The sequence below is a fragment of the candidate division WOR-3 bacterium genome (assembly GCA_039801085.1).
Taxonomy (GTDB): domain Bacteria; phylum Hydrothermota; class Tepidihabitantia; order Tepidihabitantales; family Tepidihabitantaceae; genus JAOABP01.
In genome coordinates this window covers 380786-407091 of sequence record JBDRTY010000002.1, presented here as the reverse complement: position 1 = coordinate 407091, position 26306 = coordinate 380786, and the positions used below count along the sequence as shown (strand labels likewise).

At 52.9% G+C, this 26306-nt stretch carries 28 protein-coding genes; 18 read left to right on the top strand and 10 right to left on the bottom strand.

Annotation, left to right across the window (positions count from 1 at the left end):
• Positions 1-66: 66 nt before the first annotated feature.
• Positions 67-1647 carry a PQQ-binding-like beta-propeller repeat protein gene (locus ABIK48_06175; protein MEO0021746.1) on the top strand — a complete coding sequence of 527 codons (1581 nt, stop codon included), beginning with the start codon at positions 67-69 and terminating at the stop codon, positions 1645-1647.
• Here ABIK48_06175 and ABIK48_06170 read toward each other — a convergent pair.
• Complete coding sequence (locus tag ABIK48_06170) at positions 1644-3182, bottom strand: right-handed parallel beta-helix repeat-containing protein (protein ID MEO0021745.1); 1539 nt, start codon at positions 3180-3182, stop codon at positions 1644-1646. The genes ABIK48_06175 and ABIK48_06170 overlap by 4 nt on opposite strands.
• A gap of 106 nt (positions 3183-3288) precedes the next feature.
• Between ABIK48_06170 and ABIK48_06165 the strand changes: the two genes are divergently transcribed.
• Together ABIK48_06165 and ABIK48_06160 are read left to right on the top strand one after the other, a co-directional pair.
• A complete protein-coding gene (locus ABIK48_06165; protein MEO0021744.1) occupies positions 3289-3795 on the top strand; it encodes a thioredoxin domain-containing protein in 507 nt (168 codons plus the stop codon).
• Complete coding sequence (locus tag ABIK48_06160; protein ID MEO0021743.1) at positions 3796-4104, top strand: hypothetical protein; 309 nt, start codon at positions 3796-3798, stop codon at positions 4102-4104. It begins immediately after the preceding gene.
• A gap of 43 nt (positions 4105-4147) precedes the next feature.
• Here ABIK48_06160 and ABIK48_06155 read toward each other — a convergent pair whose 3' ends face one another.
• On the bottom strand, positions 4148-5269 hold the full coding sequence (locus ABIK48_06155; protein MEO0021742.1) for a hypothetical protein: 1122 nt from the start codon (positions 5267-5269) through the stop codon (positions 4148-4150).
• 224 nt (positions 5270-5493) lie between these two features.
• Between ABIK48_06155 and ABIK48_06150 the strand changes: the two genes are divergently transcribed.
• Genes ABIK48_06150 through ABIK48_06100 form a run of 11 tightly spaced genes read left to right on the top strand, consistent with a single transcriptional unit; the run spans position 5494 to position 12924 of the window.
• A complete protein-coding gene (locus ABIK48_06150) occupies positions 5494-5799 on the top strand; it encodes a metalloregulator ArsR/SmtB family transcription factor (protein ID MEO0021741.1) in 306 nt (101 codons plus the stop codon).
• Positions 5796-6806 (top strand): thioredoxin domain-containing protein, encoded by a 1011-nt coding sequence (locus ABIK48_06145; protein ID MEO0021740.1) that lies wholly within the window; start codon positions 5796-5798, stop codon positions 6804-6806. The genes ABIK48_06150 and ABIK48_06145 overlap by 4 nt, the downstream gene beginning before the upstream one ends.
• Before the next feature lie 2 nt (positions 6807-6808).
• The gene (locus tag ABIK48_06140) at positions 6809-7510 is read left to right on the top strand and encodes a cytochrome c biogenesis protein CcdA (protein ID MEO0021739.1); all 702 of its coding nucleotides are present in this window, start codon (positions 6809-6811) and stop codon (positions 7508-7510) included.
• Positions 7511-7524: 14 nt separating this feature from the next.
• On the top strand, positions 7525-8697 hold the full coding sequence (locus ABIK48_06135; GenBank protein ID MEO0021738.1) for a permease: 1173 nt from the start codon (positions 7525-7527) through the stop codon (positions 8695-8697).
• 12 nt (positions 8698-8709) lie between these two features.
• The gene (gene arsB, locus ABIK48_06130; GenBank protein ID MEO0021737.1) at positions 8710-9924 is read left to right on the top strand and encodes an ACR3 family arsenite efflux transporter; all 1215 of its coding nucleotides are present in this window, start codon (positions 8710-8712) and stop codon (positions 9922-9924) included.
• The gene (locus ABIK48_06125; protein ID MEO0021736.1) at positions 9917-10771 is read left to right on the top strand and encodes a universal stress protein; all 855 of its coding nucleotides are present in this window, start codon (positions 9917-9919) and stop codon (positions 10769-10771) included. The genes arsB and ABIK48_06125 overlap by 8 nt, the downstream gene beginning before the upstream one ends.
• 10 nt (positions 10772-10781) lie before the next feature.
• Positions 10782-11180 (top strand): arsenate reductase ArsC, encoded by a 399-nt coding sequence (locus ABIK48_06120; GenBank protein MEO0021735.1) that lies wholly within the window; start codon positions 10782-10784, stop codon positions 11178-11180.
• Positions 11177-11983, top strand: a complete 807-nt coding sequence (locus tag ABIK48_06115; protein MEO0021734.1) for an NAD(P)-binding domain-containing protein — start codon at positions 11177-11179, stop codon at positions 11981-11983. Before ABIK48_06120 ends, ABIK48_06115 begins: the two co-directional genes overlap by 4 nt.
• Entirely contained in the window at positions 11983-12426 is a 444-nt protein-coding gene (locus ABIK48_06110) for a putative zinc-binding protein (GenBank protein ID MEO0021733.1), read from the top strand. Before ABIK48_06115 ends, ABIK48_06110 begins: the two co-directional genes overlap by 1 nt.
• A 15-nt stretch (positions 12427-12441) precedes the next feature.
• Positions 12442-12678, top strand: coding sequence for a thioredoxin family protein (locus ABIK48_06105; protein ID MEO0021732.1), 237 nt, complete (start codon positions 12442-12444; stop codon positions 12676-12678).
• 6 nt (positions 12679-12684) lie between these two features.
• On the top strand, positions 12685-12924 hold the full coding sequence (locus ABIK48_06100) for a hypothetical protein (protein MEO0021731.1): 240 nt from the start codon (positions 12685-12687) through the stop codon (positions 12922-12924).
• Here ABIK48_06100 and ABIK48_06095 read toward each other — a convergent pair.
• Genes ABIK48_06095 through ABIK48_06075 form a run of 5 tightly spaced genes read right to left on the bottom strand, consistent with a single transcriptional unit; the run spans position 12910 to position 18468 of the window.
• A complete protein-coding gene (locus ABIK48_06095) occupies positions 12910-15057 on the bottom strand; it encodes a TonB-dependent receptor (protein ID MEO0021730.1) in 2148 nt (715 codons plus the stop codon). The two genes, ABIK48_06100 and ABIK48_06095, sit on opposite strands and share 15 nt — an antisense overlap.
• 10 nt (positions 15058-15067) lie before the next feature.
• Positions 15068-15994, bottom strand: coding sequence for a permease (locus ABIK48_06090; protein MEO0021729.1), 927 nt, complete (start codon positions 15992-15994; stop codon positions 15068-15070).
• The gene (locus ABIK48_06085) at positions 15991-17061 is read right to left on the bottom strand and encodes an AIR synthase family protein (protein ID MEO0021728.1); all 1071 of its coding nucleotides are present in this window, start codon (positions 17059-17061) and stop codon (positions 15991-15993) included. Before ABIK48_06085 ends, ABIK48_06090 begins: the two co-directional genes overlap by 4 nt.
• Positions 17062-17069: 8 nt before the next feature.
• Entirely contained in the window at positions 17070-18053 is a 984-nt protein-coding gene (locus ABIK48_06080; protein MEO0021727.1) for a hypothetical protein, read from the bottom strand.
• A complete protein-coding gene (locus ABIK48_06075) occupies positions 18046-18468 on the bottom strand; it encodes an RrF2 family transcriptional regulator (GenBank protein MEO0021726.1) in 423 nt (140 codons plus the stop codon). Before ABIK48_06075 ends, ABIK48_06080 begins: the two co-directional genes overlap by 8 nt.
• A gap of 410 nt (positions 18469-18878) precedes the next feature.
• Here ABIK48_06075 and ABIK48_06070 point away from each other — a divergent pair, with 410 nt between their 5' ends.
• From ABIK48_06070 to ABIK48_06055, 4 genes are all read left to right on the top strand, one after another.
• Positions 18879-19814 (top strand): universal stress protein, encoded by a 936-nt coding sequence (locus tag ABIK48_06070; GenBank protein MEO0021725.1) that lies wholly within the window; start codon positions 18879-18881, stop codon positions 19812-19814.
• Between the two features lie 81 nt (positions 19815-19895).
• Positions 19896-20555 carry a HEAT repeat domain-containing protein gene (locus ABIK48_06065; GenBank protein MEO0021724.1) on the top strand — a complete coding sequence of 220 codons (660 nt, stop codon included), beginning with the start codon at positions 19896-19898 and terminating at the stop codon, positions 20553-20555.
• Between the two features lie 104 nt (positions 20556-20659).
• Entirely contained in the window at positions 20660-21412 is a 753-nt protein-coding gene (locus ABIK48_06060) for a hypothetical protein (GenBank protein ID MEO0021723.1), read from the top strand.
• Entirely contained in the window at positions 21405-22025 is a 621-nt protein-coding gene (locus tag ABIK48_06055; GenBank protein MEO0021722.1) for a hypothetical protein, read from the top strand. Before ABIK48_06060 ends, ABIK48_06055 begins: the two co-directional genes overlap by 8 nt.
• Before the next feature lie 109 nt (positions 22026-22134).
• Here ABIK48_06055 and ABIK48_06050 read toward each other — a convergent pair whose 3' ends face one another.
• The 3 genes from ABIK48_06050 to ABIK48_06040 form a co-directional block, all read right to left on the bottom strand.
• A complete protein-coding gene (locus tag ABIK48_06050) occupies positions 22135-22878 on the bottom strand; it encodes a hypothetical protein (protein ID MEO0021721.1) in 744 nt (247 codons plus the stop codon).
• Positions 22879-22913: 35 nt separating this feature from the next.
• Complete coding sequence (locus ABIK48_06045) at positions 22914-24341, bottom strand: hypothetical protein (protein ID MEO0021720.1); 1428 nt, start codon at positions 24339-24341, stop codon at positions 22914-22916.
• Positions 24342-24410: 69 nt separating this feature from the next.
• Positions 24411-26303, bottom strand: coding sequence for a glycosyltransferase family 39 protein (locus ABIK48_06040; protein MEO0021719.1), 1893 nt, complete (start codon positions 26301-26303; stop codon positions 24411-24413).
• Positions 26304-26306: the final 3 nt, after the last annotated feature.

Here is a 26306-nt window from a genome sequence, read left to right as displayed (position 1 = left end):
GGGAGAAATATCCTTGACTTGTGCCGGCTCAGAAAGCAAAATTACCTTGCGATTGAAATGAAGACCATGCGCAATCTCACACTGACCGTTATCCTTGTAACTGCCGGCTTTGCCTGGGATGTGGAACTGGTACGCATCTTCAACCTCGGTTCTCATGGCATGTCTGCCACCGGCATCTATGATCTGGACGGCGACAGCATTCCGGAAATCCTTATCCCTGGCAACTCCCAGTTATACTGTTATGATACCAGCGGTTCCCTCCACTGGCAGTTTACACCGCTGAGTCACTATTTCCCCGCAGTTTCCTCGCCAATTGCCGCCGACATCGACGACAACGGTACAATTGAAGTAGTTTTCTCCACCCCGGCAGCAGTCTACGTCCTTTCTGCCACCGGTTCAGTAATTTGGTCAAGACCCCTTGACGGTGAAGGTGGGGTGCAGAACTGCATTTCCTCCGTGGCACTCGGTGATATCAACCAGGACCGCCGGCTGGAAGTACTTGCCTATGAGGTCTATGCCAGCCGCTTGCTCTGTCTGAACCCGGTTAACGGTGAAACCATCTGGACCTATCAGCCAATGGCTCATCCCCGGTTTGCGGTTGGCACGCCGACCGTTGCTGACCTGAATCTTGATGGCACACCGGAAATCCTCGGTCAGTTTGCTGACAGTATCAGCGGTGGCTATCTGTACTGTCTGAATGCTGCCGGACAGGAGCTCTGGCACTACAACACCCTTGGATCCGGAATATCGGGCTGGCAGCTGGCATCAGCTGCGGTCGCGGACCTCGATGGCGACGACACGCTCGAAATCGTAACTACCGCAAATTACTGGGGAGTTGTCTGCCTGAATCATCGTGGTCAGGAGAAATGGCGCCGCTCTGTTTCCCAGCATGCTGCCGCCTATCCGGCAATAGCTGACATTGACTGCGATGATACGCTGGAAATTGTGACAGCGCTCGGTCCTGCCATCCGGTGTTTCTCCGGTCCGGACGGCAGAGACCGATGGAGTTTCAATGTTGACTCCGGATATTATATCGTCTCCTCACCGGCACTCGCCGATCTCGATGGCGACCAGCGGCTGGAAATCATCTTTGCGGAAGTAAAACAGAACAACCCCGCTGACCCGAACCGGCCGGTCTGGATTATCAACTATCAGGGTCAACCGCTCTGGAACGATACGATTGGCACCACCATGTCTGACCCGACTTGTGGTGATTTGAATCATGATGGCAGAATGGAATTTCTAATCGGTCCGACCCTGCGCGGTGGCAGTTACTTCTGGTTCCGGGTTGACACGGCTGCGGTCATCCCGGGCACGATCACCTGGCCTACGCTCCAGCATGACCCGGGCCGGACCGGCTGGTATGAATATCAAAGCCCGGGTGTTGCGGTCAAGGAACCGGCATCTGCTCCCACCTGCCCTTCTGCCGGTTTGCAGGCATACCCGAACCCGTTTACTTTGCGCGTATGTCTTCAGACCCCGCCTCCTCTCCGGGAACTGCGAATATTTGATACTGCCGGACGGATGGTAGCCAGTCTGCAACTGAATAACGGTTACACTGTCTGGGAAGCGGAAGCAGTCAGACCCGGTATTTATTTCTGCCGAACCACCAAAGGAACACTCCGCCTGGTTAAGGCTGCCGATTAAATCTTTATCAGCCTACCGGTTGCTCTTCCCTCCGGAGTATCAATCTGATAAAAATATACCCCTTCGGTCTGCCGGCTTCCGTCCCAGTTTACCGTGCCGGAACCGGAAATCTGTTCCACCAGTCTGCCCAACCGGTCAAAAATCCTGATGTGCAATAGCAAATCCGGGCTGGCAGCGAATATAACCCGCTTCCGAAAGACTGTCGGCGCTATCCGAATAACAGCGGCCCGACTCTGGTGCAACTGTGTGCTTAAGCTGCTTGCCAAGTCAGTCTGATAATGATAACCCATGTCAGGCTGATTTCTGTCGGGCACCGAATCGGTCCGGGTAGACAGAGACCGCAAAATTGAATCCAGATCTGCCGGGAAAGTCCAGAGCAGCGTATCACCTGCATCAGCACACGGGCTGGTCTGCGGCTGTCCGGCAGCAGTCTGACTCAGATAATAGCCGCCGCGCGGACCGGTGACAAACAGCGGGTCAAGAGAAATATCCCCCGGTCCGGCTGAACAACCGTAATAATTACCCCCGCTGTTATTCCAGATATCGTTGTAAAGATTGTAAATATAACCTAAATTGTAAATTCCGCTACCAGCAGAAGCCGAATTCTGAACGATGATATTGTTCTTCACGAGTGCAGAATCCCCGCTTTCCACATAAATCCCGGCACCATAATTCCACGTCCCGCCTGAACAGATATTGTTTACAATCGTATTGTTGATCACCGCCGCGGTTCCGGCAATCTTCACTCCGGCGCCATAATTCCAGTAAGAACATTCATTCCGGTTACCTGCAATCAGATTGCAGAAAATCAGTGCCCTTGCCTGAGTTTCCACCGCAACTCCCGCACCGTGTCCCCGCTCACCACCATAACTCCGGTTTCCGGTGATCTCATTACCGTAAATAAACGGGGTTGAGCGCAGATCGCAGAAGATACCAGCACCATAATTCCAGTAACCGTCAGCACATTCATTTTCCTGAATCAGATTAAAGGCGATTTCCGGGGCAGAGTTCATACCGATAAAAATTCCCCCGCCGTAATTCCAGGTGGCACTACCCGTACAGCGGTTTCCGGCTATCTCATTACCTATGATCAGGGGCGAACTCCGGTAATCACAGAAAATCCCCCCGCCGTAATTCCTTTCACCCTCGCAGACATTACCGGTAATCCGGTTACTGATAATTGCCGGTGAACCCTGACAGTAAATTCCCGCGGCCTGATTTGCCCTGCCACCGGTAATGGTAAAACCGCACAGCTCGGTCAGGCGGGAAACGGCGGCAGGAAAACTGATCACCGGTCCGACACCATTGCCGTCAATAACTGTTGAATTCGAACCTGCAGCTGAATAAAGTCTTATTCCATCCCTGCCGGGCCAGATAATCTGCTCATAATAAATACCGGAACTGACCAGTACCGTATCACCACCCAGCGCTGCATTCAGCCCCGACTGAATCGTAGGAAAGGAGTCGGGCACAAAAATCACCCTGCCCGAAACGATGCTGAATAAAATACCGCAGATTACTCCGATCTGCCTCATCCGCCTCCTTTTGTTTTCAAATAATATGCCATTATTCCCGGAAGGTCAAACCCCGCTTGACTGTCATCCGCAAATGCCGATAATTTGACAAATCGAAAGGAGCAGTATGAAAAGACTGACCCTGCTGTTTATACCCCTCCTTCTGTTTTCCTTCTGTGGCGGGCAGAAAAAAACTGCAACACCCGAACCCGCAGACACGACCCGGACCGCAATTCAGACCGAATCTATTCCCGCACCGGAATCCGCAACACCGCCGGTAGCGCAAACGGAGCAACCCGCCGGCACTGAACAACAACCGGCAACCGGTTCCGAGGCACCATCAGAAAAACCGGCTGCCCTGCCCAAACTCTGGGACTTCTTTGCCACCTGGTGCCCGCCCTGCAAGAAACAGGCACCAATCATTGAGGAGCTGGCAAAGGAATATGCGGGCAGAATTGAGATTATTTCCATTGACACCGACAAAAATCCGGAGCTGGCACGCAAATTCAACATTCAGGCGATCCCAACCCTCGTCTTCCTTGACGCCGAAGGAAAAGAGCTGTCCCGCAATGTCGGCTTGATGTCAAAAGATGAGATCCTCGCTCGGTTCCGCCAGCATAAATTCATTGAATAGATGCTCCGGGGCAGGCTGAAATCCGACCTGGGCTATCTGGAAACCTGGGGCACATTCAAGGGACTGCTGGAAATCTGGCAGACAAAAACCGGGATTGAGGTCAGCGGCACCTGCACCGATATTGTCGAGCTCTATTCCTGGCTTCTGCCCTCAATCGCCCGTGCCTATCCCGATAAGGAGGTCGAGCTCGGCAGGATCACAATTTCCGGCAGCGACTTGGAACGGGAACTGCTGAAACAGGAAATCCGGATGTATCTTGAGGAGCACTCCTGCCGGATGGAGCGTGCAGAACCGAGCCGTCAGGCATAAAAAAACGGGGGGCATTCTGCCCCCCGCAATCTCTCCATTTCATCTATTTCCGTTCGTCCATCGTCCAAGGTAGAGGCGGATTCGGATCAATCACATTCAGCACCGTGATCTCGCCGGTCACCGCATTCAGCTTGAACACATGCCACCACCAGTTGTCCCCTGCCGGTGTATTCGGCACATTCAGCGTCCGGACCAGATTGCCGTAATTGTAGATTCGCACCACTGCACCTGAGGTGGAAATTGTTGAATCGCCTGCCCAGTGATGCACCGCATAGATGTATTCACCCGGGAATGCCTGAGAAATAGTAATGTGCTCCGGACCGAAACTGCTCACATCATCCACATCCAGCGAACAGTAAGGCGCCACATGGAGGAAACCGTGCCGGCCGAAATACACATGCCAGGAGTCACCCTCAATTGCCGGAGTCCAGATATGGGCATCAATGTCCCGGGGATGTTCATTCCAGGTGAGGGCAATCGTATAGGGATAGGCGGTATCGGTCACGACAAAATTCAGCGGTTCGGACCAGAACGAGACACCACCCAGCTTGTCCCGTGCCTGCACCATAATCTGGAAAACCCCGCCGGTAGTAAAGGTGTGGGCAGCGGAATCAGTGCCACCGGAGGCAACAAAAACGCCCCAGTCCGAGGTATCACCATCACCCCAGGAGAAACGGAACTGCACCATATCGCCATCCGGATCGGTTGCGGTCGCATAGAACCAGTACTGCCGGTTCCTCACTCCACTGCCCGGTCCGGTCGGGAGCGCCGGTGTTGCCGGCACCTGATTAATCCGCACCGTAACCGTCAGTGCTGGTGACCAGTCGGAAACATTCCCCTTGATGTCCCGGGCACGAACGGTAACTGAATAAGTTCCGGCGGTATTCCAGCTCTTGCTCATCACCACCGTATCACCGCTCCTGACCCAGGTGCTCCAGCCCGAAGTATCGCTTGCCGAACCCCAGTTAAACTGATAAGCGATTGAATCGTTATCCGGGTCGGTCGTCACCGCCTTGTAACTGCCGGCAAACCCGACCGCCCTCATATCCGGTCCGGTGGGCGCTGCCGGCTTCACCGGTGCCTTGTTACCGCCGAACAGATCGCACCCGACACCTGCCAGCAACAGCAGACCAGCACCCAGTATTAACAACCTCTTAACGGTCATACCTGCTCCTTTGTTTAGAATAAACTGCTGATTAAGACATTATCCACCCCCGATGCAAAAGTCAATATCAACATCACCTATGAATCCGGCAATCACTCCACCCCTGACCCCGGAGTGAACCCCGCTTCAGAATTCCCGGACTGTTTTCAGGGTTATAACTTACAGCGAATCAGAAAGTTAAATTTATTTGACATCCGGATAAATATGTGTATAATTATGCACATATGAGAACAAAAGCCGTAATTACCCCGGATGTGCTCTTTGCGGCGCTCTCCCATCCGGTACGGCTGGAGACGGTTGCCATGCTTGCAGGTGGTGAACGGTGTGTCTGTGAAATCGCCCGTCATTTTAACCAGGAGCGTTCGGTGGTCAGCCGGCATCTTCGCCAGCTGGAAAGGGCAGGCATTGTGGAATCGCGCTCTGAGGGTCGAAAGGTCATTTACCGGCTGATTGAACCGCGGGCACTGGACCTGATTGATATCTCGCTGGCAATGGTCAGGAAACGACAGAAGGGAAGGAAACGGAAATGAAAAAAAACTGGTATAAGCCGGCAATTGCCGTTCCGGTAGTTGTGTTAGTCGCAGCGGTTCTGATATTAAAACTCAGCCGGGGAGCAAAAACCGGCAACGCACCAGCCGGGATTTACGCTCCAGCTGAAACTTTAAGCGCTGCACCGGTTACTGATTCTGCGGTTCGGACTTCCCAGCCTGTGCAGACTGATTCCGCACCAGTCGCAGAAACGGTCTCCCCGGTTCCAACCGGCAATGTGCTGGCAGTGGTAAACAATACCCGGCTCACCCGAAATGACCTGGATAAGATGTTTCGTTCCCTGCCGGCTCAGTATCAGGACATTTACAAAAACGACCTCGAAGAACTGCTCGAGCAGCTGATCATCCGGGAACTGCTTTATCAGGAGGCGAAAAAACAGGGCTTGGTCGAAAATGCCGGCGCCACCGAGCCGGAACAGAAAAAGGACCGGGCGATCGAACGCCTGCTTCAAGACCTCACCAGCCGGCTCACCGTCACCGAAGATGAAATCCGCCGGTTTTATGAGGAACGCCAGGCGGAGATGGCGGGCGCATCACTAAACCAGGTGCGGGACCAGATTCACAGCTTTCTTTTACAGCAGAAACGGGGAGAAGCGGCTGACAGTTATATTGAAAGTCTTAAAACCCGTGCCCGAATCTGGCGCAATGAACAGTGGCTTTCTGAACAGCGGGCAAAGAAACCCGCAGACCCGCTTACCAGCGCCTTAAAGAGTGGAAAACCGACAGTTCTGGACCTCGGCGCCGGTCATTGTGTGCCGTGCAGAATGATGAAACCGATATTTGAAGAACTGCAACGAGAGTATGGTGACCGGGCAAATATCATTCTACTGGAGATCAGTGAATATCGGGCACTTGCCAATAAATACAATGTTCGCATTATCCCGACCCAGATTTTCTTTGATAAAGAGGGGAATGTCTTCTGGCGCCACGAAGGGTTTCTGCCCAAGGAGGAGATCATCCGGAAGCTCAAAGAAATGGGGATGGAGTAGCAATGCTCCGCTCCATTCTTGAATGGCTTGCTGATGGGGTAGGTTCATCACCAGCGGTGGCAATTGCCGCTTCATTTCTCTGGGGTGTCTTGAGTATCCTCTTGAGCCCCTGCCATCTGACCAGCATTCCCCTGATCGTCGGCTTTATCAGCGGTCAGGAGACAACCTCAACTAAAAGGGCTTTTGTCCTTGCTCTGCTCTTTTCCCTGGGAATCCTTGCCACAATCGGCCTCATCGGACTCATAACCGCTCTTTTGGGCAGAATGCTGGGCGATGTCGGACCTTATGGTAACTATATCCTTGCCGTCATCTTTCTTGTCGTGGGTTTGTATCTCCTGGAGGTAATACCGCTCCCCTTTATCGGCACCCCCAGGGAGTCGGCATTCAGGCGCAAAGGTGCTCTTGCTGCCCTGATTTTAGGTCTTCTTTTCGGGATTGCGCTTGGTCCCTGCACCTTTGCCTATATGGCGCCAATGCTCGGGATTGTGTTTACGCTTGCTTCAACCCGGTTTCTCTACGGTGTACTTTTGCTCTTAGTTTATGGCATCGGCCACTGCTCAGTAATCGTTGCTGCCGGAACGCTCACTGAAATTGTCCAGCGCTATCTCAACTGGAACGCCCGGTCAAAAGGGGCAGCAATTGTCAAGAAGGTTTGCGGTATCTTAGTGATTTTAGGCGGAGTCTATCTCTTATGGACCGCATAGAAAAGGAGTAGCAGATGAAGGAGTACCAGAAGTTTCTCGTTATTCTTGCTCTGTTTCTTCTGTTTTACTTTATCCCCTTTAACCATATCCGGGTTCAGACCGCATTTCTGGAAGGGCTGGCGATGCTGCAGGACTATGCCCGGCTCCATGTGCTTCTGTGCCTCGTCCCAGCCTTCTTTATTGCCGGTGCGATTCAGAACTTCATCACCAAAGAGGCGGTTTTGAAATACTTCGGGCCCAGGAGCAACAAGGTGCTTGCCTATTCGGTTGCCTCGGTCTCCGGCGCGATTCTGGCGGTCTGCTCCTGCACAGTTCTGCCGATGTTTATGGGCATCTATTATGCCGGCGCCGGGCTGGGGGTCGCAACCACCTTTCTCTATTCCGGTCCGGCAATCAACATCCTCGCCATCATCATGACCGGCAGGGTGCTGGGCTTGGAACTGGGGGCGGCAAGGGTAATCGGCGCGGTCCTGTTTTCGGTAATTATCGGGCTTCTGATGGCTCTAATCTTTTCCCGTTCAGAACAGCAGCGGGCAGAAGCCTTTACCCGTTTCAGCCTTGAACCACCACAGACCAGGCGGAGTTTGTGGCAGAATATCCTCTACTTTGCCGGAATGATTCTCTTTCTGGTCTTCGCCAACTGGGGCAAGCCAAAAGAACCGATTGGACTCTTCAGTGCAGTTTATTCTGTAAAATGGTTCCTTGCCGGTATTTTTCTCCTTTTGACGCTTCTGATGGTCTTTTTCTGGTTCTCGGGCGAAGAGCGGAAATCATGGGTTGCCTCAACCTGGAGCTTTGCCAAACAGATTCTGCCGCTGCTTTTGGGCGGAGTATTTGTTGCCGGTTTTCTGCTGGGCAGACCGGGACTGAACCGGGGCATCATTCCTGATTCGGTGATTGCCGGGCTGGTCGGCGGTAATTCGCTTTTGTCCAACCTGTTTGCTTCGGTCTCCGGCGCCCTGATGTATTTCGCCACCCTGACCGAGATTCCAATTCTGCAGGGACTGCTGGGTTCAGGCATGGGCAGAGGTCCGGCACTCGCCCTGCTCTTATCCGGGCCGGCGCTCTCTCTGCCCTCAATGATTGTCATCATCCGCACCATTGGCTTCAAAAAGGGGTTTACCTATATTGTGCTGGTGGTTGTCCTTTCAACAATTGTCGGCTTGATTTTCGGTGCGTTGACATAAAGGAGAGCAAGAATGGCGACAGAATCCGTTACAACCAGACAGCCAAAAGGGCTCAATGTCTTTGAAAAATACCTCACCTTCTGGGTCCTGGTCTGCATCGGCGCGGGTATTCTGCTCGGCAAGCTCGCGCCCGGGCTGGCAAAGACGCTCGACGGCATCGCCATCTACACCAACGGCGCGCCGGTCATCTCCATTCCGATTGCAGTCTGCCTCTTCTTTATGATGTATCCGATAATGGTAAAAATCGACTTTACCGAGGTGCTCAAATCCGGCAGAAACGCCAAGCCGGTCGGTCTGACTCTGTTTATCAACTGGGCAATCAAGCCTTTTACAATGTATGCGATTGCTTTGTTCTTTTTGGGGGTGGTCTTTCGTGTTTTAATCGGCGTCAATGCGGTTGACTATGTCAAGATGCCATTCGGCCTTGACCTGGATATTGGCGCCAGATACGGCATCGGACAGGTGGTCCTGCATAACGGCATCAAGATGCTTCAGGTCCCGCTCTGGCGCTCATTTTTAGCCGGCTGCATTCTTTTAGGCATCGCACCCTGCACCGCCATGGTTCTGGTTTGGGGCTATCTCGCCAAAGGCAATGACGGACATACTCTGGTGATGGTTGCCATTAACTCCTTGACGATGCTTCTGCTTTACGGACCGCTGGGCGGCTTTCTGCTTGGTGTCGGCAGACTGCCGGTACCCTGGCAGGCGCTGGTTTTGTCAATCGCAATCTATGTCGCCCTGCCGCTTGTTGCCGGCTATTTCTCCCGCAAATGGATCATCAAAGTAAAGGGCCCGGTCTGGTTTGCAGAAAGGTTTCTACACTTCCTCACCCCGATTACCATCATCGCCCTTTTAATTACGCTCATTTTGCTCTTTTCGTTCAAGGGCGATGTCATTGTCTCCAATCCCCTCACTATTCTTTACATTGCCATTCCTTTGTTCATTCAGACCAACCTCATCTTCTGGATCGGCTACGGTCTGGCAAGAGTGCTGAAACTTACCTATGAGGATGCCGCACCCTCAGCGATGATTGGCGCCTCCAACCATTTTGAGGTTGCCATCGCCACCGCAACAATGCTCTTCGGCCTTTCCTCAGGTGCAGCACTGGCAACAGTCGTTGGCGTCTTAATTGAGGTGCCGGTAATGCTTTTACTTGTCCGCATCTGTCTGAAAACCAGAAACTGGTTTTCGCCAAGCAATAAAATGAAAGGGGTAGAATATGTTTAGAAAAATTTTAGTTGCCACTGACCTTTCCCCTGCTTCAGAGCAGCTTATCAATCACATCTCAGGGCTGTCCACTTTAGGCACAAAGGAAATAGTGCTATTATTTTGCTTGAACATCCGGGATGTTGGGTCACTGGCGGAGATGCTCTCTCAACTCATAAAGCCGGTCCTAGAAAAACAATCCCGGGCGCTTGCCGATCAGGGGTTTGCGGTCACAGCAGAAATCCGGCTCGGTCTGCCGGCAATAGAAATCAACCGCACCGCTAGAGAAAAACAGTGTGCGCTAATTGTCATCGGTTCTCACGGCTATAACCTGAGCAAGGAAATCCTACTTGGGGGTGTTGCTACCGCGGTTCTACACAGCGCAACTAAGCCAGTCATAGTGATAAAGATGAAACCAGCTCGCACACCGAAAGACAAAGCCTGGCACCCGCTTGAGCATATACTTTATCCCACCGACTTTTCTGATAATGCCGAAGCGGCTTTTCTTTATCTTGAACAACTGATTGGACTGGGTGCCAAAAAGGTTACCCTCCTTCATATTCAGGACCAGATTTTAGGAAGACACCTGAAAGACCGTTTGGATGAGTTTAATCAGATTGATACCGAAAGGCTGGAAAGACTGCGCGACCGGCTTCTCACCAAAGGGAAACCCGATATCGGGATTGAAATTCACCTGGGTATCGTCGCCGAGGAGATTCTCAAGCGAATAACCGACAATGACATCACGCTCGTGGTGATGGGCGCTCAGGGAAGAGGACATATCGGCGAAATGTTTCTTGGCAGTGTCAGCAATAAGGTGGTCAGGCGTTCACCAGTGCCAATTCTCCTTGTTCCACTGGTGCGATAGGTGAACTAAGATGACCCGCATCCTTTTTGCCTGTGTTGGCAACTCCTGCCGGAGCCAGATGGCTGAGGCGTTCTGCCGGGAACTGGGGAAAGATGTTAAGTGCGCCTCTGCCGGTTCCAGTCCCGAAAAGGAGGTCTCCCTAGAGGCAATAGCGGTAATGCAGGAAGTTGGAATAGACATATCAGAGGCAAAACCCAAAGGGTTTGCAGACCTGCCGGATTTGAAGTTTGACTATCTTGTTACAATGGGCTGTGAAGTTGCTTGCCCGTTTCTGCCGGGTGTAAAAAGAATTGAATGGCAGATTCCAGACCCGAAAGGCAGAGGGATTGAGGAATACCGCCGGGTCCGGGAGATGATTAAACAGCAGGTTATTGAACTTTTAAGCCGGCTGGAAAGGAAGTGTAAATGAATAAAACTTCAATCGGGTTTATCGGCGGCGGCAGAGTCACTCGGATTATTCTTGGTGGTTGGCGGCGTTCTGGGGTTAACATTTCGGACACTGTTGTTAGCGATATTGCGGCTGATGCCCTTGACCGGTTACATAAGGATTATCCCGAGATTAAAACCGTTGCTGACAACCGCATTCCTGCCGAAAAAGGGGTTGTGTTCATCGCCCTGCATCCGCCCGCGCTCAGAACCGCACTACCTGAACTCAAAGGGACGTTCAATAAAGATGCAATAGTTGTCTCACTTGCGCCGGTGATTACCTTTGCTGAACTGACAAAACTGCTTGAGCACAGGCGGCTGGTGCGAATGATTCCCAATGCCCCATCAATGATTGGCAGGGGCTTTAACCCGGTCGCCTATTCAGCTGCTATTACTTATGCTGGACGCCAGACTCTTGAACCACTCTTTGCGCCCCTGGGTGCTCATCCTGAGGTTTCAGAGGCAGACCTTGAAGCCTATGCAATATTGACCGCGATGGGACCGACCTACTTCTGGTTTCAGTGGCAGATGCTTGCGGAACTGGGGGAAAAGTTCGGTCTCAAACCCGAAGCTGTGAATCGGGCACTTTTGACAATGATTGAAGGCGCGGCGCAACTGCTTTTCAATGCCGGATTGAGTCCGGATGGGGTACTGGACACGATTCCGCTCAAACCGCTGAGCGAAATGGAAAAAACAATAACCGCAACTGTGGCGGAAAAACTCACTACCCTATATCAGAAACTAAAAACCGCCAGTTGCGAACATCTGAACAAAAAGGAGGGATAATGGCTGAACAGACGGAAGCGAAGTTAATCCCGGGTGAGAACACCCATGAGAACATTATCTTTGCCTGCTTTGGCGGGCTTTCCAACACCGGTCTCACCACCGCTTTTGCCAGTATTGAGGTGGTCAAGGAACTAGGACTGAAGAAGGTGGGCATTGGCTGTTTGCCCGGTCTACCGGTCAATAATCAGACTGTGCTGCAAAAAACAAAGGTGGCAAAGAAGGTTATAACCGTTGACGGCTGTCCATTTGAGTGCAGCCGCAAGGTGGCTGAGACAGCAGGTGTGAAAATCAGCAAGGCGATTGTTCTTGCCCGGGACATCGGGATGAAGAAAATGTCTCTGGCGCAGGACATCGCTACAGGTGCCCGCCCACTTGCAGAATATGTTTCTGCAGAGGATGTGGCAAAGGCAAAAGAACTCATCAAACAGGCGCTTGAAGAATAATAAAAAGGAGGACAAATGAACATCCAGATATTAGGCATCGGCTGTCCGCGATGTCAGGAATTGGAAAAGCGGGTGATTGACACTCTTGCCGAACTGGGGATTGCGGCAGATGTTGAGAAGGTAACCGATATCAAAAAGTTTGCCGCAATGGGGGTATTTATGACTCCCGGTCTCGTGATTGACGGCAAGGTGGTCAGTCAGGGCAAGGTGCCGACAAAAGAGGAGCTGAAGAAACTTATCACTACCAGGTAATAATAGATGAAGGAAAACAAACACCGGCACTTCCTGCCCGGCATCCTGCGCCTTTTGGGATTCTGGGCAGGAATAACCGGTGGTTATGCTACATTCGGCTCAACCTGCCCCTGCTGCGGCAGACCCGGCTGCCCGGTTGGGCTGGGCATCGCCGCCCTGTTCGGTGCGCTCGGGTCGGTTCTCATCCTTAAGGCAAAACCCATGACTGCCCGCTTGAAGGAACTGGTCATCTCAGATGCTAAGTGATACAGTCGCGTAGAGTTCGCGACCGATTATCGGACCCCAGTAATATTCAGTTCTGCCCTCATGATGAGACCGGGGCAGCTGGTGATAATCGCCAACATTGTTAACCCCGAGACTTAATCGGACAATACCCAGCTGCCGACTCAACCGCAGGTCGAAAACCGGATAGACCGGCGATTCACTTTCCAAAATCCTGCCATCTGACAGAACAGTCTGGACCAGCATCGGACCGTTAAGTTCGCCGGCGGTGTTCAGCTCCACCTTCCAGACCGGCGTCTTCACACTCAGATTGTAACCGACACCCCAGCGCCGGACAAAGGGGATAGTCCGATGCTGATGGTCTTCAGCCCGGAGAACAAAGCACTTAAGACTGAGGCTGGTATGAGTGTGGAAATTTAATATCGATGACAATTCGATTCCGGTTGAGGAAATGGGCTCATCCCGGTTGGAGTAATAGAACACTGCACGCCGGCTGAGAGTATCCACACCGGTAAGTTCAGCCGCAATGAAATTCCGCACCAGGTGTCGGAAAAGGTTAAGCCGGAAATCGGCAATCAGGGAGGGAGTGATAAAGCGTCTTGCCAGCCCGGCGAGCAGTGACAGACCGGTTTCACGGCTGAGGTCCGGATCCCGGCGGATGGCATACTGGAATCCTCCGGGGAGATTTTCCATGCTTTCAAATATTACCATCGGGGTCCGGAAACCGGTACCGGCAGCAAAATTCAGTTCCGCAAAACCCGGGAAGAATTTTATTGCACCGTAAGGCGAAAGGATTGTGCCGTATACCGAGTTCAGATCCAGCCGGATCGCAGGCAGGATTTCATGCGCAACTGGAAAAACGGTGAAGGCAATTTCCCTGCCCGCAATCCAGATTCCCAGATCCTCCTCCTGGCTGGGCTGAGTAAAAAGACGGCTGTCCTGAACCTGCTGACGGAGAAAGGATATACCGGATCGCAGATGCGGAAATTCGGCACTGACATCGGCGAACAGGTTGAACTGCTGACTGAAATAGTCCCGCATTTCCACTGTACCCGTCTCCTTCTGCCCAGACAGGGCAATCCGGCAGGAAAGTTCACTCCTGCCCGCAGTATAGGCAGCACGCTGCCAGAAATCCCAGCGCCGGGTCCTGATCTTCTCAGCAAGCGGGTTATTAATATATTCCGTATCCGGAATCACCACCCCGCTTCGGCGGATTTCATCACCAAAAGAACCGCCGAGATTGAACCGCCAGACCAAACCCGGATAAAAACTAAGATTACCGATCAGGATATTGCGCTGATAAAAGGTATTCTCAACAATTCCGTCCAGATTCTGATCTACCGGCTGGCGGTCGCCATGGGCGCCCATCAGGCTGAACCCCAGTGACCTGCGGGCACTCCCCACCTGCGCCGCAAGGTCATTCCCGTAACTGCGCCGGGTGTATGTTCCTCTTGCCTCAAGCGGACGGACGGGCTGAAGCAGCAGAATATTGAGCGCACCGGCAATCGCATCGCTCCCCCAGAGCGCACCGGATGCCCCCTTTACCACTTCCAGCCGGTCAACCATCTCCACTGGAACAAGATCAAGAATGTAACGGGAGGCAAGACCGGCAAAGAGCGGCATTCCCTCCAACAAAATCAGTGAAAACCTGCCGGGCAGCCCCTGAATTGACACCTCACTGACCTCACAGGCGCTGCACCGTTTCTGCAGCTGAATCCCGGCTTCCATGGTAGCCACCTCGCCGACAGTGGACTTTCCTGCCCGCTCCGCCACAGACTGGGGAATGACCACTGCGGGTACTGGTGTTTCCGCTGCCTGAATGGTCTGTCGGCGCTCCTTTGTCTCCACCATCGGCACCGCAAGAGCTACCGGATGGAGCATGACATCCCGTCTTACCCGTTCGCCATGTGCCACAAATACCCTCAGTGTTTCGGATTTAAAACCCATGAACTGATATACCACCTGAAACTCACCGTGCATCGGGACTTCAAGAAAATAATTCCCGGTAGTATCAGTTGCCGTCCCGCTCGGGTGACCGCTCAGCCATACCTGTGCCCCGGCTAACGGTTGGTCCTGCTCATCCACGACCCTGCCCGCGATCGCACCATGAAAGGCAAAGGCAGGCAGTGCAATCAAAATCAACGCCAGCCATCTCATTTATCCTCCTTCACTGAAAAATAAATTTAAAGACCACCCCGAAGCCCAGCGAAAGTAGAGCAACCACCGCCAGAAAGATGAAGAGAACGCTGAATCCGAACTTTTTTCTGATGACGAGGATTGTGCCGTAGCTCGTAATCGGTCCTGCTAGCAGCATCGTGATCCCGGCACCCGGAGTCAGTCCCCTCATGATGAATGCATCCACCATGGGGGGGCTGGATGTTGCGCAGACATACATCAGGATCCCGAAAACCAGAGCGAATATGAACCCGCGGTAATCTCCGAGATAAAGGCTTACCAGTTTGCCCACCGGATCAAATGAAGCAACAATTGCCGCAATTACCAGCCCGGCCATGGTCTCCAAGCCGATATCCTTTACCAGATCAACGAAAGCGAATTTCAGAACCGCCCGGAGCCGCTGGATAAAACTCCTCTTCCCGGGCACCGCGCAGCACTGACAGGGACGCTCATCCGGGTTGCCTCTCTGTTCAATAAAAAGGAGCTCGCCCACCATTCCCATCAACAATCCCATGATAATAACTGCGGTGAATATAAAGATGGCAAACTTGAATCCCAGCACCGCCCAGGTTACCAGCACCGCCGATATTGAAGTCCCTGGAGTGGCAACGAGAAATGCCAGCACTGGACCCAGCCGCGCCCCTTTTTTCTGAAAGCTCACCGCCAGCGGCAGTGAACCCCAGCAGCATATCGGTAAGACTGAACCGATGAGCGTTGCCCAGAGAATCGGTTTTATCCCGCTCCCCCCGAGGTGCCGCTCAATCCATTTTTCCGGCACAAATTCATTGATAATTCCGCTCAACAGGAAGCCGATAATTAACGCGGGACCGACTTCAAACAGGTAGTGCAGCAGTACAGCAATGAACCCCTGAAACTCAGCCGGAGAACCGCTAAAGAATACACCTCCGAAACCGCTCACGACTGCTCCAGTTGCGCATAATTCTGCCGCGCTGCATAGAATGCTCCCCAGAACTGGTCAACCGTTGGATGTTCAAGGGGCATTTCCTTATTGTCATCAATCAGTATCATTCCCAATCTCGGCTCCACCAGTTCGCCGACAATGGAAGATTTTATCTGCTTTGCCCGCAGCGCTTCAACCACCTTTTCAGCCTTATGCTCACGGCAGGTAATTATCAATGTCCCTTCGCTGATCGACTGATAAGGGTCGATTTTGAAGAACTGACAGATTTCATTAACACAATCTTCGATCACAATCTTCTCTTTTTCTATCCGGACCCCGAGGCCTGCTGCCTGAGCCAGCTCATAAACCCCGCCCCAGACCCCGCATTCCGTGGCATCGTGCATTGCCGAAATACCGTCATCCCGGACGCCGACTGCTACCGCCGTCAGCGCATCCTCAACAACCGACATCTTGTAAAAGAGATTCTCTGCCTTCCGGACAAATTCCCTTCCAAATTCCCTTGCCAGAAGATTCGGGAACATCGTTGCCAGAATTCCGCTCGCCTCTACCGCCGGCCCCTTGGTAATGATGATTTTGTCGCCGGCACGGGCAAATTGCGGGGAAACATAACTCTCCAGGTCCCCCACTGCAAGCACGGTTGCCCCGCCCACCATCGGGAAATTACAGTTTTCGTAACGTGCGGTATGTCCGCTCACAATCGCCATCCCCATTTTCCGACACTCATTATCAATTGTTGTCCAGACCGTGCTCAACGCCTCCTCGGTCATCATCATCGGCAGATTCAGGTCAATCACCAAGTAGGTAGGCGGCAACCCCGAAGTCACCACATCCGAAGCCAGGATGTGAATTGCAAACCAGGCTGCCCGCTGCCAGCCATATTCCGGCACGATAAATACCGGATCGGTGGTAATTGCCACCGCCTTGGTACCAATGTGCACAATCCCGACATCAACACCGTGTTGCGGACCGACAAGGATATCCGCATTCGCCGCCCCAAGATGCGGAAAGATTAATTCATTAAACACCTCTGCCGAGATCTTGCCAATCGCCGGCAGTTTTGCCATTTCACCTCCTAAATCAGATAACCTCTGATCTGTTCCCGGGAAATCGGCGACACAGCAATTTCCGCCCCCGGTTCAACTACTACCGGCTGGTCACCATGAATGCGATAATCACTGTAAGCCAGACAGATACGGGCTGCCAGCTCAATATCGGCTGGTGTTGCGGTATTTTTGACCAGCACTACCGGACCGACCACATCCTGCGCCTCCAAAGCAAAATAACCGCCATTCTTAGCCACCGCTCTCAAAACGATATTCTCCTGTTCATTTCTGCCCACAATCATCTTGATACCGTTTGGCAGTCGGAGATGTCTGCCGTAACGCAGCAGAAAAATGTCGGTCATTGAGTCATCGCCATGCTGAAATGCGTCGCGCAGACGCCGGGCAAAATTCGGATCGGTCAGCCGACATCCGCCAGCCGGACAGGGATAATCGTAAATTCCCATTTTTGACGCCAGTGCCATCTGAGGCCGGCGGGAACGGCCACGGATTGCCAGCAGTTTATCACGGTCGACAATGCCGCACATCTCCGGGATGGTCGGCTCAAAAAACTTTGCCGAAAGCGGTCGTAACAGCCTGCCATCCAGCCCGGACTCCCGGGCGATCAGTCGCAGTGCCTGCAAATTCTGGGACATGGGTCTTTCATTAAGTACCTCGCCGGTAAATACGAAATCCGCCCCGATCTCTTCCATAAACTGCCGGGCCCTTGAAAACATCAAAATCCGGCAGTCGATACACGGATTCATATTGCTGCCATATCCGTAGCGGGGCTTTCTGACCAGCTCAATGTATTCCGCACCCAGCCTAACGGTGCGCAATTGAATGCCGAATACCGCAGCCGCCTTTCTGGCTTCATGCTGACAGCCTTTCCTTGTGCAGGTACAGAACGGAGTAGCAAAATGCAGCGCAACAACCTCGATCCCCTGCTCAATAATAACTTTTACCGCAAGTGAGGAATCCAGCCCCCCGGAAAGCAGCCCAATTGCCTTAGCCATATCTGCCTGCTCCTGCACAGATATCAGCCAGGGTATGCCGCTTTAAAAAATTCTCCTGAATCTGCTTCAGTTTACGCCAGTAGGGTCGTGCCGGACACCCCTTGTCCCTCGGACAGCATTGAATCCTATCATCGGCAACACAGAAAACCGGCGCCGCAGACTCCCCGACTGCCGACATGATCTCAATCAGCCTGATCAGAGAAGGAGAACGGGCAAGTTCATAACCACCACCCGGGCCCTTTCTGGTTCTGAGAATCCCAGCACGGGTCAGGCGATAAAAAATCTGCTCCAGATACTTCTCAGTAATACCCTCGTGCTCGGCTATTTCCCTGAGCGTCACATTGCGTTTGCCGTAAAAACTTCCGAGATAAGCCAGCGCGCGCACCGCATACCGGGTTCTGGTTGTTAACCGCACTAATAATAGTTTACTAAAAAAGTAGGCTATTGTCAAACAATTAATATCCAAGCCGCATCGCCATGCGGATACTCCGCGAAACCCTGATGGGACTTGCCACTCTGAATTGCCCGGTTGGGCTCGGCATCGCCGCCGTTTTCGGTGCGCTCGGGTCATTTTTCCTGCTCAAGGGAAGAACCTGGCTTGCACGCTTAAAACGGTGCCTCAGGCTCCGGACAAATGCGGCAAGATAAATCACCGGAAATTCTAACTCCTCGTTTGAGATACTGCTCGAATTAAAAATTATATCCAGTAACCCTTAGTACTTAACTTTCAAACGCTCTTTTTATAATTAGTCCCGTAATCCCTATAATCTATTGACTTGAGCCGTGCCGGTAGTATAATAAATGTACAATTTAGAAGGGGGGATTATGAAGGTTAGTGAAAGTCACGGTGGGATGTGCAAGCTGCTGCTGGCGACCGATCTCTCGCCAGCATCCGAACAGCTGATTGATTTCACCCGCAATCTCAAGGTCCTGAATATCGAGCAGATTCTGCTCACCTTCTGTCTCAACATCAGTGACAACGGTATCATGAAGGACGCAATGGAGGTCAAGATTCCGACACTGGAGAACCAGGCAGCACGGCTGACTCATGCCGGCTTTCAGGTGAAGACCGAGATAAGGTTCGGTATGCCGGCGGTGGAAATCCTCAATGCCGCTGAAGAAAAAAAGTGTCAGCTGCTCGTAATCGGCTCCCATGGTCGGAATCTGTCGGACAGAATCTCGCTCGGCGGCACCGCATCCGCACTGCTCCATAATCTGACTCTGCCGGGTATGGTAGTGAAAATTCCCAGCATTGCTGCCTACGAAAAGCAGCATACCAGCCTCCTTGACCATGTCCTCTATGTCACCGATTTTTCCGAGAACGCTGACGCCGCCTTTGCCTGCCTGGAAAAGTTGACCGCACGGGGCGCCCGCAAGATCACCCTGCTCCACATTCAGGATCATATCATCGGTAAACATCTGAAGGACCGGCTGGAAATCTTCAACCGGATTGATCTTGAACGGCTGAAGTGTCTGGCACGCCGGCTGCAGAGCCTGGGTAAACCGGAAATCAAGATGGAAATTCCCTACGGCGGGGTTGCGGAACTGATTTTGAAGCAGATCAATCATGACAATGTTTCGCTGGTGGTCATGGGCGCCCAGGGCAGAGGCTACATCGGCAAACCGTTTCTCGGCGGGGTGACAAACAAGGTGCTCCGGAGCTCACCGGTACCCCTGGTCGTTGTGCCGTTTGTCAGCGGTCTGCAGTGGAGCAGCGCTGCCCGCGAGTCCTCAATGGTTGACGAGCTGAATCTGAAGTAGCATTGCCGGGAACCGGCTTGATGATGAACCAGGCTGCCAGATCTTCTTGAGTTATGTTGCTGTCCCGGTTATACTACTGCTGTGTCTGCTGCCAGAATATTTATCCTCATATTCATCCTGATTGCCGCCTGTGTCTCCGAGTTCAGCCAGCGGCTGCGTCAGCTCGATTCATCCGACCCGCAGGTCCGCGCCGACGCCGTAAAAAGGCTCGGCGAACTGGGCGACCGGCGTGCAGTGCCCAGACTGATAACCCTGCTGAAGCAGGACACCTCGGTCATCGTCCGGTTTGAGACTGCGCTGGCGCTGGGAAGACTGGGGGATAAAGAGGCGATTCCGGCTCTGGCTGAGGCGGCAGGAAATGACCCGAGTCCGGATGTGATGCTTGCCGCCACGAAGGCACTGGGGGATCTAGGTCCTAAGGCAGTTGAACCGCTAATTGCACTGCTTACCTCCCGACTGGCACCGGTCCGCCTGCTGGCGGCAAGAGAACTGGGCAGACTGCGTGCCACCAGTGCGGTCAGACCGCTGATTGAGCGTCTCAACGACCCGGACCCGGGTGTGCGCAGGGCGGCGATCTATGCCCTGCGCCGGATAGGCACTGCAGAGGCGATGGAGGCGGTTGCCCGGATGCTTTCCCGTCCGGACCAGGAACTGGAATCGGCTGCTGAGGAGGCGCTCGGCGGTGCCGGCTACGAAGCCGACCTGGAGGAGCTGCGGCAGCTCCTGCGCAGGTTCCGTTGAAAACAGAGACTCAGCTCTGAAATCTGAACCCGGGTAATACCCGGTTCAAATCAGATTAAAAATCGTTGACAGTAGCCATTTCTCCAATAATATGTATTCCTTCAATGACCGACCAGCATCTCAACCTTTTCTACTCTTACAACCTGAGCGAAGATGCTGAACTTATTGAAGACAATCTCACCCGTGCCTTTATTCAGACCCTGCGTATACTTTCAGGGGAAAACCGCAAAAATTTCCTCAAGGAGCTTTTTAGCAAACTCCCTGAATATGACTATCCAAATGCCGGATTCGCTCTCCAGGGCAATATTGAAACAAATATCCCTGAAAACTGCCCAAACAAATATCTTGTTACTATCGCAACCAATCCACCAGAAGAAAAGAAAAAGGGAGCAAAAGATATAAATGCTGAAGGCGGTTCTTCGCCCGATGCCTGGATATATAAAGAGCAAGATTATTGCTTTCTGATTGAGTGCAAAAGGGGCGGTAATCCGGTGATTGAAGAACAGATAATAAAACACGCGAAGAATTACTTCGGGCTTACGGATGAGGAAATAGAAAAAAGGCGGCTGGATTTAACCTGGGGTGAGGTTCTCTGGGTAATAGAAAAGTTTATCAGCGATTTTCCCAGGGAACGGATATATAGCACCAATGAGCAGGAGCGGTATGTCCTGGAAAATTTCCGGGACTTCCTTGGCTTTTACGGTTACCGGATTTTCAAAGGGTTTGATTTTGAACAAATAACTGAATGCCCAGACTGGCAGATTTATGTGCCCGCATTTGCCGGGATTGAATTTAAAAACATACCAGACCCGCCTGATTTCAAGTTGGGAATAGATAAAGGAGGCAAAAATGATTAGCGGAATGGATGAGCACAAAGTAAACAATTTTTATAAAACCTACAGATGGTGCGACCAGTTGTTCAAGGACATCCACGGCTTATTAACTGTAATAAGTAACCGTTATAAGGTGAAAGTATCGGATCTTTACTACCAGACCAAGTCTAAAGGTCTACCCTTACTCCCCGACCCATATTATTGTGCTTTTAAACTTAAAGAAAAACCAGAGTGGATAGTAGGTTTAGTGTGTATATTGTGTCCAGATAGGGCTACAGAGTTCAAGAACGATACCCTAAAGAATATAATAACAGAACCTGCTGTGATAGTGATTGCGAGCCATCTCCGCACCCCGAGACCAGCAAAACATCATTATGCTTACTATGTGGTAATAAATGATAAACGCTTTCTTGATAATTTTGTTGTAAATGATGATACCACCTTTTCTGGTCGGTATACAGACACCGGCGATTTAAAAGGTGGTGATTTCAAAGGCTTTTTCGTTCCGCTCTATGAGTTCAGCCGGCAGAAACTTGAAGAGAGAGCAAAAAAAGAAACAATCGGACTGGAACAGGCACTGAACAAAACCATTGAAGAGTTAATTGTTAATCCGCTTAATAAGTTATTAGGACTTTAGTCCAACCAGAAGTCGCTTCTCAGTGCATCATAATACCCAGTGAAAAGGACAAAGTGCTGAGCCAGTTTGAGGTGTAACCGCTGGCATCAGGATTTTCCGGATTTTTCTGCTAACCTTCGGCACCACCGCCAAGATAGCGCAGGTTGACAAACCCGTCCAGAAACCGGTTGAACCGGGCACCGAGCCGGACCGAGGCATCGAGAATCGCCCCCTTGAAGGAACTTTCCACATTGGTGGAGCCGGTAACCACTGAGCCCTGGGCATAAAAGCCGTCAATCTCAGACCCGAGCCAGACCGACCGGTTGAGCGGCAGTTGCAGTCGTGCTTTGAGAATCGGCACCGGTCCGAGGTCCTGATAGACCCGCTGTTTTTCGCCGTCCAGCGACGCAAAGAAGATGCTGGCATTGCGCAGCTGGAGGGAAAGACCAACCCCCAACTCCTTTTCCGGATCGGGCCACAGATCATAAAGCCAGGAAAGCCGGTAGAAATCAAATCCGTAGCGCAGGCTCATCGGTGTGCCCGGCTCAAAGGTGTCGCTGTCCACAATCAGCCTTTCGGTCAGGGTTGTGACCGTGCGCACATCCAGCGGCTGATACAGGGCGATGAAGGTGTGACGCGGTTTCAGCACCAGCTCCAGTGAATACCGCTCAAACGGAAACAGGATGTTCTGCCTGCCTGATCTGACATAATCAAATACCGTGCCCTGCGGTCCGAACTGAATCTTGTGGCTCTGAAACCCTAATGCTCCTGCCTCAACCACCGCCCGCAAGCCAAGACTGGCGTCCGGATTGCTGAACTGGGCATAACCGGTGGTGAGCATCAGCCCGGTGATTATTACCAGAAGCCTTTTCATATTTATCTCCTTCCGTTTATCATTCTGCTAATTACCTACCTGACCTTTACCACCCGTTCCTGCCAGAGGTCACGGGTGAAAAGTGAATAAACTCCGGCGGGCAGAACTCTGCCCTGATCATCGGTTCCATCCCAGCTCCGGCTGCCAGCAGGCAGGTTCCGGACGCACTGTCCAGCGCTGTTATAAATCCTCAGCGGTCCATTCGTGGCAACCGGCAGCTGGTGCCGGAAAATCCGGGGACAGCCTGCGGGTATGAAGCCCGCCGGTCCGGCAGGATTGCCATCCATACCGGTCAGACTTACCAGAAAGCTGTCCACAGAAGTGCTGACCGTTGCCATGCCGTCGCTGAACTGGAAGTAGAACCGGTGCCAGCCTGCGGTAAAGCCGGAGCGCCAGGTGCGGAAAATCACCCCGCCCTGATAGCGGTGACTGCCGGCAACAAGCGGGAAGGGAACATCATCAATCACCACCGTCCGCGCAACCGGCAGGTGGTTATCAGGGTCCTGATACCGCACCGAGAAGAGAAAGCTGTCTGCCGGTGCGCCGGAACGGGGCGTGACTGCGGGCGCGCTCAGCAACGGCGGCTGATTGGTGCCAACCGTAAAACCGGGGGTAAATCCGGCGTAGAAGTTTGCCGGCAGGGTGGTGTCCCGGACATAGTTTCCGCCAATCGGATAGACCGACTGCGTAGTGGCTGCCACCGCCAGATAACCGCAGTTATTGGGCCAGGGACCAAACTTCGGATGGCTGGTGAAATCGGCGATCAGCCCGCGGAGGTAAAGCCGGTTACCGCTCGTCTGGGCATCAATCCCGGCAAGCCGGGAGAAGTCGCCGGTGTAGCGGTTGATCAGGTAGAGACCGGTGGTGAAAACCGCCGGAATATCAGCATAGCAGAGAGCAAAGACATAGGAGTCGCTGGGCGCCTCGGCATTGACAAACCCGACCGAATAGATGTACCAGGGCTGAGGAAATGAGTAGAGAGGCCAGGAGTTATAGTTGTTGGTCAGCAGGGCATAGAAACGGTCGGCTGAATAACCGACCCGGAATCCGGTCAGATCCAGCCAGTTACCCTCAGGCGAGCGGGCATCACCGGTCGGGTCATAATTGCCGAGCGCCAGCAGATTGAGCGGCGGAACCCAGCTGTTTGCGGAATTATAGGGAGCAAGGGTTGCAGCACCCTCAGGTATCTCTGCCCGGAGGTAGTAGTAAACCGTGCCTGAAGCCGGCAGAGGAAACCGGGCATACCAGGTGCTTTCATAACCCGGAGTGCCGAGCCGGGACATCGCCAGTCCAGTCCAGGACTGCTGGTTGTCGATCGAGTAAAACAGTTGCACACTGGTAAACGCCTCATCCGTAACGACGCAGTCAACATTGACGGTTACCGCCGAATCCGGTGCCGAGTTGCAGATGTCTCGGAGTTCCGGTAGACTGGTGGTAATTATCAATGACAGCAGAAAGCTCATCCTTCAACCTCGCTCATCGGTACTCTCGGAAGGATATTAACACCGGCAGGGCAGAAATCAAACAGTTGACTAATTTCGTTCCAGCCGGTAAACCGCAATCTCCCGGTTTGAATCCATCAAGAGCAGGGTAAACCGGTAATCACCGGCGATGTAGCTTTCGCCGTCCGCCATATAGGACATGAATTCGGGATGAGGTTCATAGCAGTTGAACAGCCAGAATGCCAGCGCCGGCAGCCGGAGATCAAACTGCGCCCGCTCCTGCCGGACAAGCCGGTAGAGAGAATCATAGGTCAGCACCTCTACTCCGAAACCACGAAGCTTTTCAACCAGCCGGACCGAGGTGTAGCGGGAGGGAATGAGCCAGGTGCGCAACTGATGATAACCCAGCTCCTTTGCCTGCTCGGCAGCTCCAAACAGCAGACTTTCCGCCCTGGCTTGCGGCAGGATCAGCTCCGGCACCACCGCAAACACCGAGAGATTTCTCCCGAACTCCTCCCGCGGCATCAGCGGCATTCCCCAGCCGCCGTCAAAGACCCAGAGCACCCGGTCCGTCTGCCAGCCGTAATGCTGATAAAGCCTGTCAACCAGCGCCCCGAACCGGTGCCGGTGCTGATTGAAGTCCCAGTCCTGAATGCTTGTCACCAGATAACCGCCGTAATCAAACTCCCGGAAATCACCGGTCATTCTGCCGAAGAACTCAACCGGCTGTGTCCGATCTGCCAGATAATAGCTGAGCAGGGCACTGCCCTGATAGTCGGTAAACAGGGTGTCACCGGGCGGTACCTTCAGCTGGAGATAGGCGATGGCGCGGTGCATGCGGTCAAGCCTGTTATCAGCCCGGCTGATATGCTGGCCGCGATAACTGAGCAGGAGATTGCTCAGCAGGGCAAGCAGTCCGCAGCCAGCAGGCAACATCCGTTTCAACACCGGTTTCTCCACCATACCCAGACCGGCAATACCGGCAGTGGCAAACAGACCGAGCAGGATGCTGTGTCTTGTCCCGCCATAGGGCATCAGCCCGGCAACTGCACCGGCGATCATCAGAAGCAAGGGCAGGACAATCAGCAGTGCCTGCCGTCTGCCTGACCGGCTGAGCGCAAGCGTAGTAATCCCGGAAATGAACAGAACAAGCAGAATAATGGCGAGGACATCTGAGCCGCTGAGATAGCGGAAGAAACCGAATGTGTTCCGGCCGATAAAGACCAGCGGATTTTCCCCGGGCTGGAGATAATTTTCTTTGAGCCAGCCGGTAACCGCAAACCGGGTCATCGGGCTGTTGCGGATATTTTTCAGGTGGGTCAGATAAAGCAGAAGATACACCAGCCCGGCGCTCAGGTTACCGGTGAACCCGGCTGCAACCACTCTGGAATTCAGTTTCCGGCTGAAAACATAAATCAGAAAGTAAATTCCGGCAGCGATTGAAAACCACAGTGCCGAATAATGGGCAGCGCCGGCAAGTGCGGAGAAAAAACCGGCAAACAGCATCGCCTGCCAGCAGTTTTCCTGCACACCCTGCTCCAGCAGCATCAGACTGACAGTTGCAAGCAGAAGCATCAGACTGTAGGAACGGACCTCAGTCCCGTTGCCCACCAGTGCCGGCAGAAAGGCAAAAAGAAATGTGCTGGCAAGACCGGCAGTTGAATTGATCGCCCGCTTCAGCCACCGGTAAAAAAACCAGATCGCACCACCGCTGGCAAGCACCGAAAACAGACGGAGAAAAATTTCCGATGTTCCGAGCAGGCGCCAGCAGTAAAGCAGAAAAAAATAAAGCGGTGGATGGGGATTGGTCAGGCTTGCCCGGTAGACTGCAGTCAGATTTGGCTGATTGGCAATCAGGTAATTGAGCGCCTCATCGGGATTGAGCCAGGTGCCACGGGCGGTCAAAATCCGGAGCACCAGCCCGGCAAGGACCAACACCAGCGCGACCGCATCCGGTTTGTTCAAGGACCGGTCAGTTTTCACAAC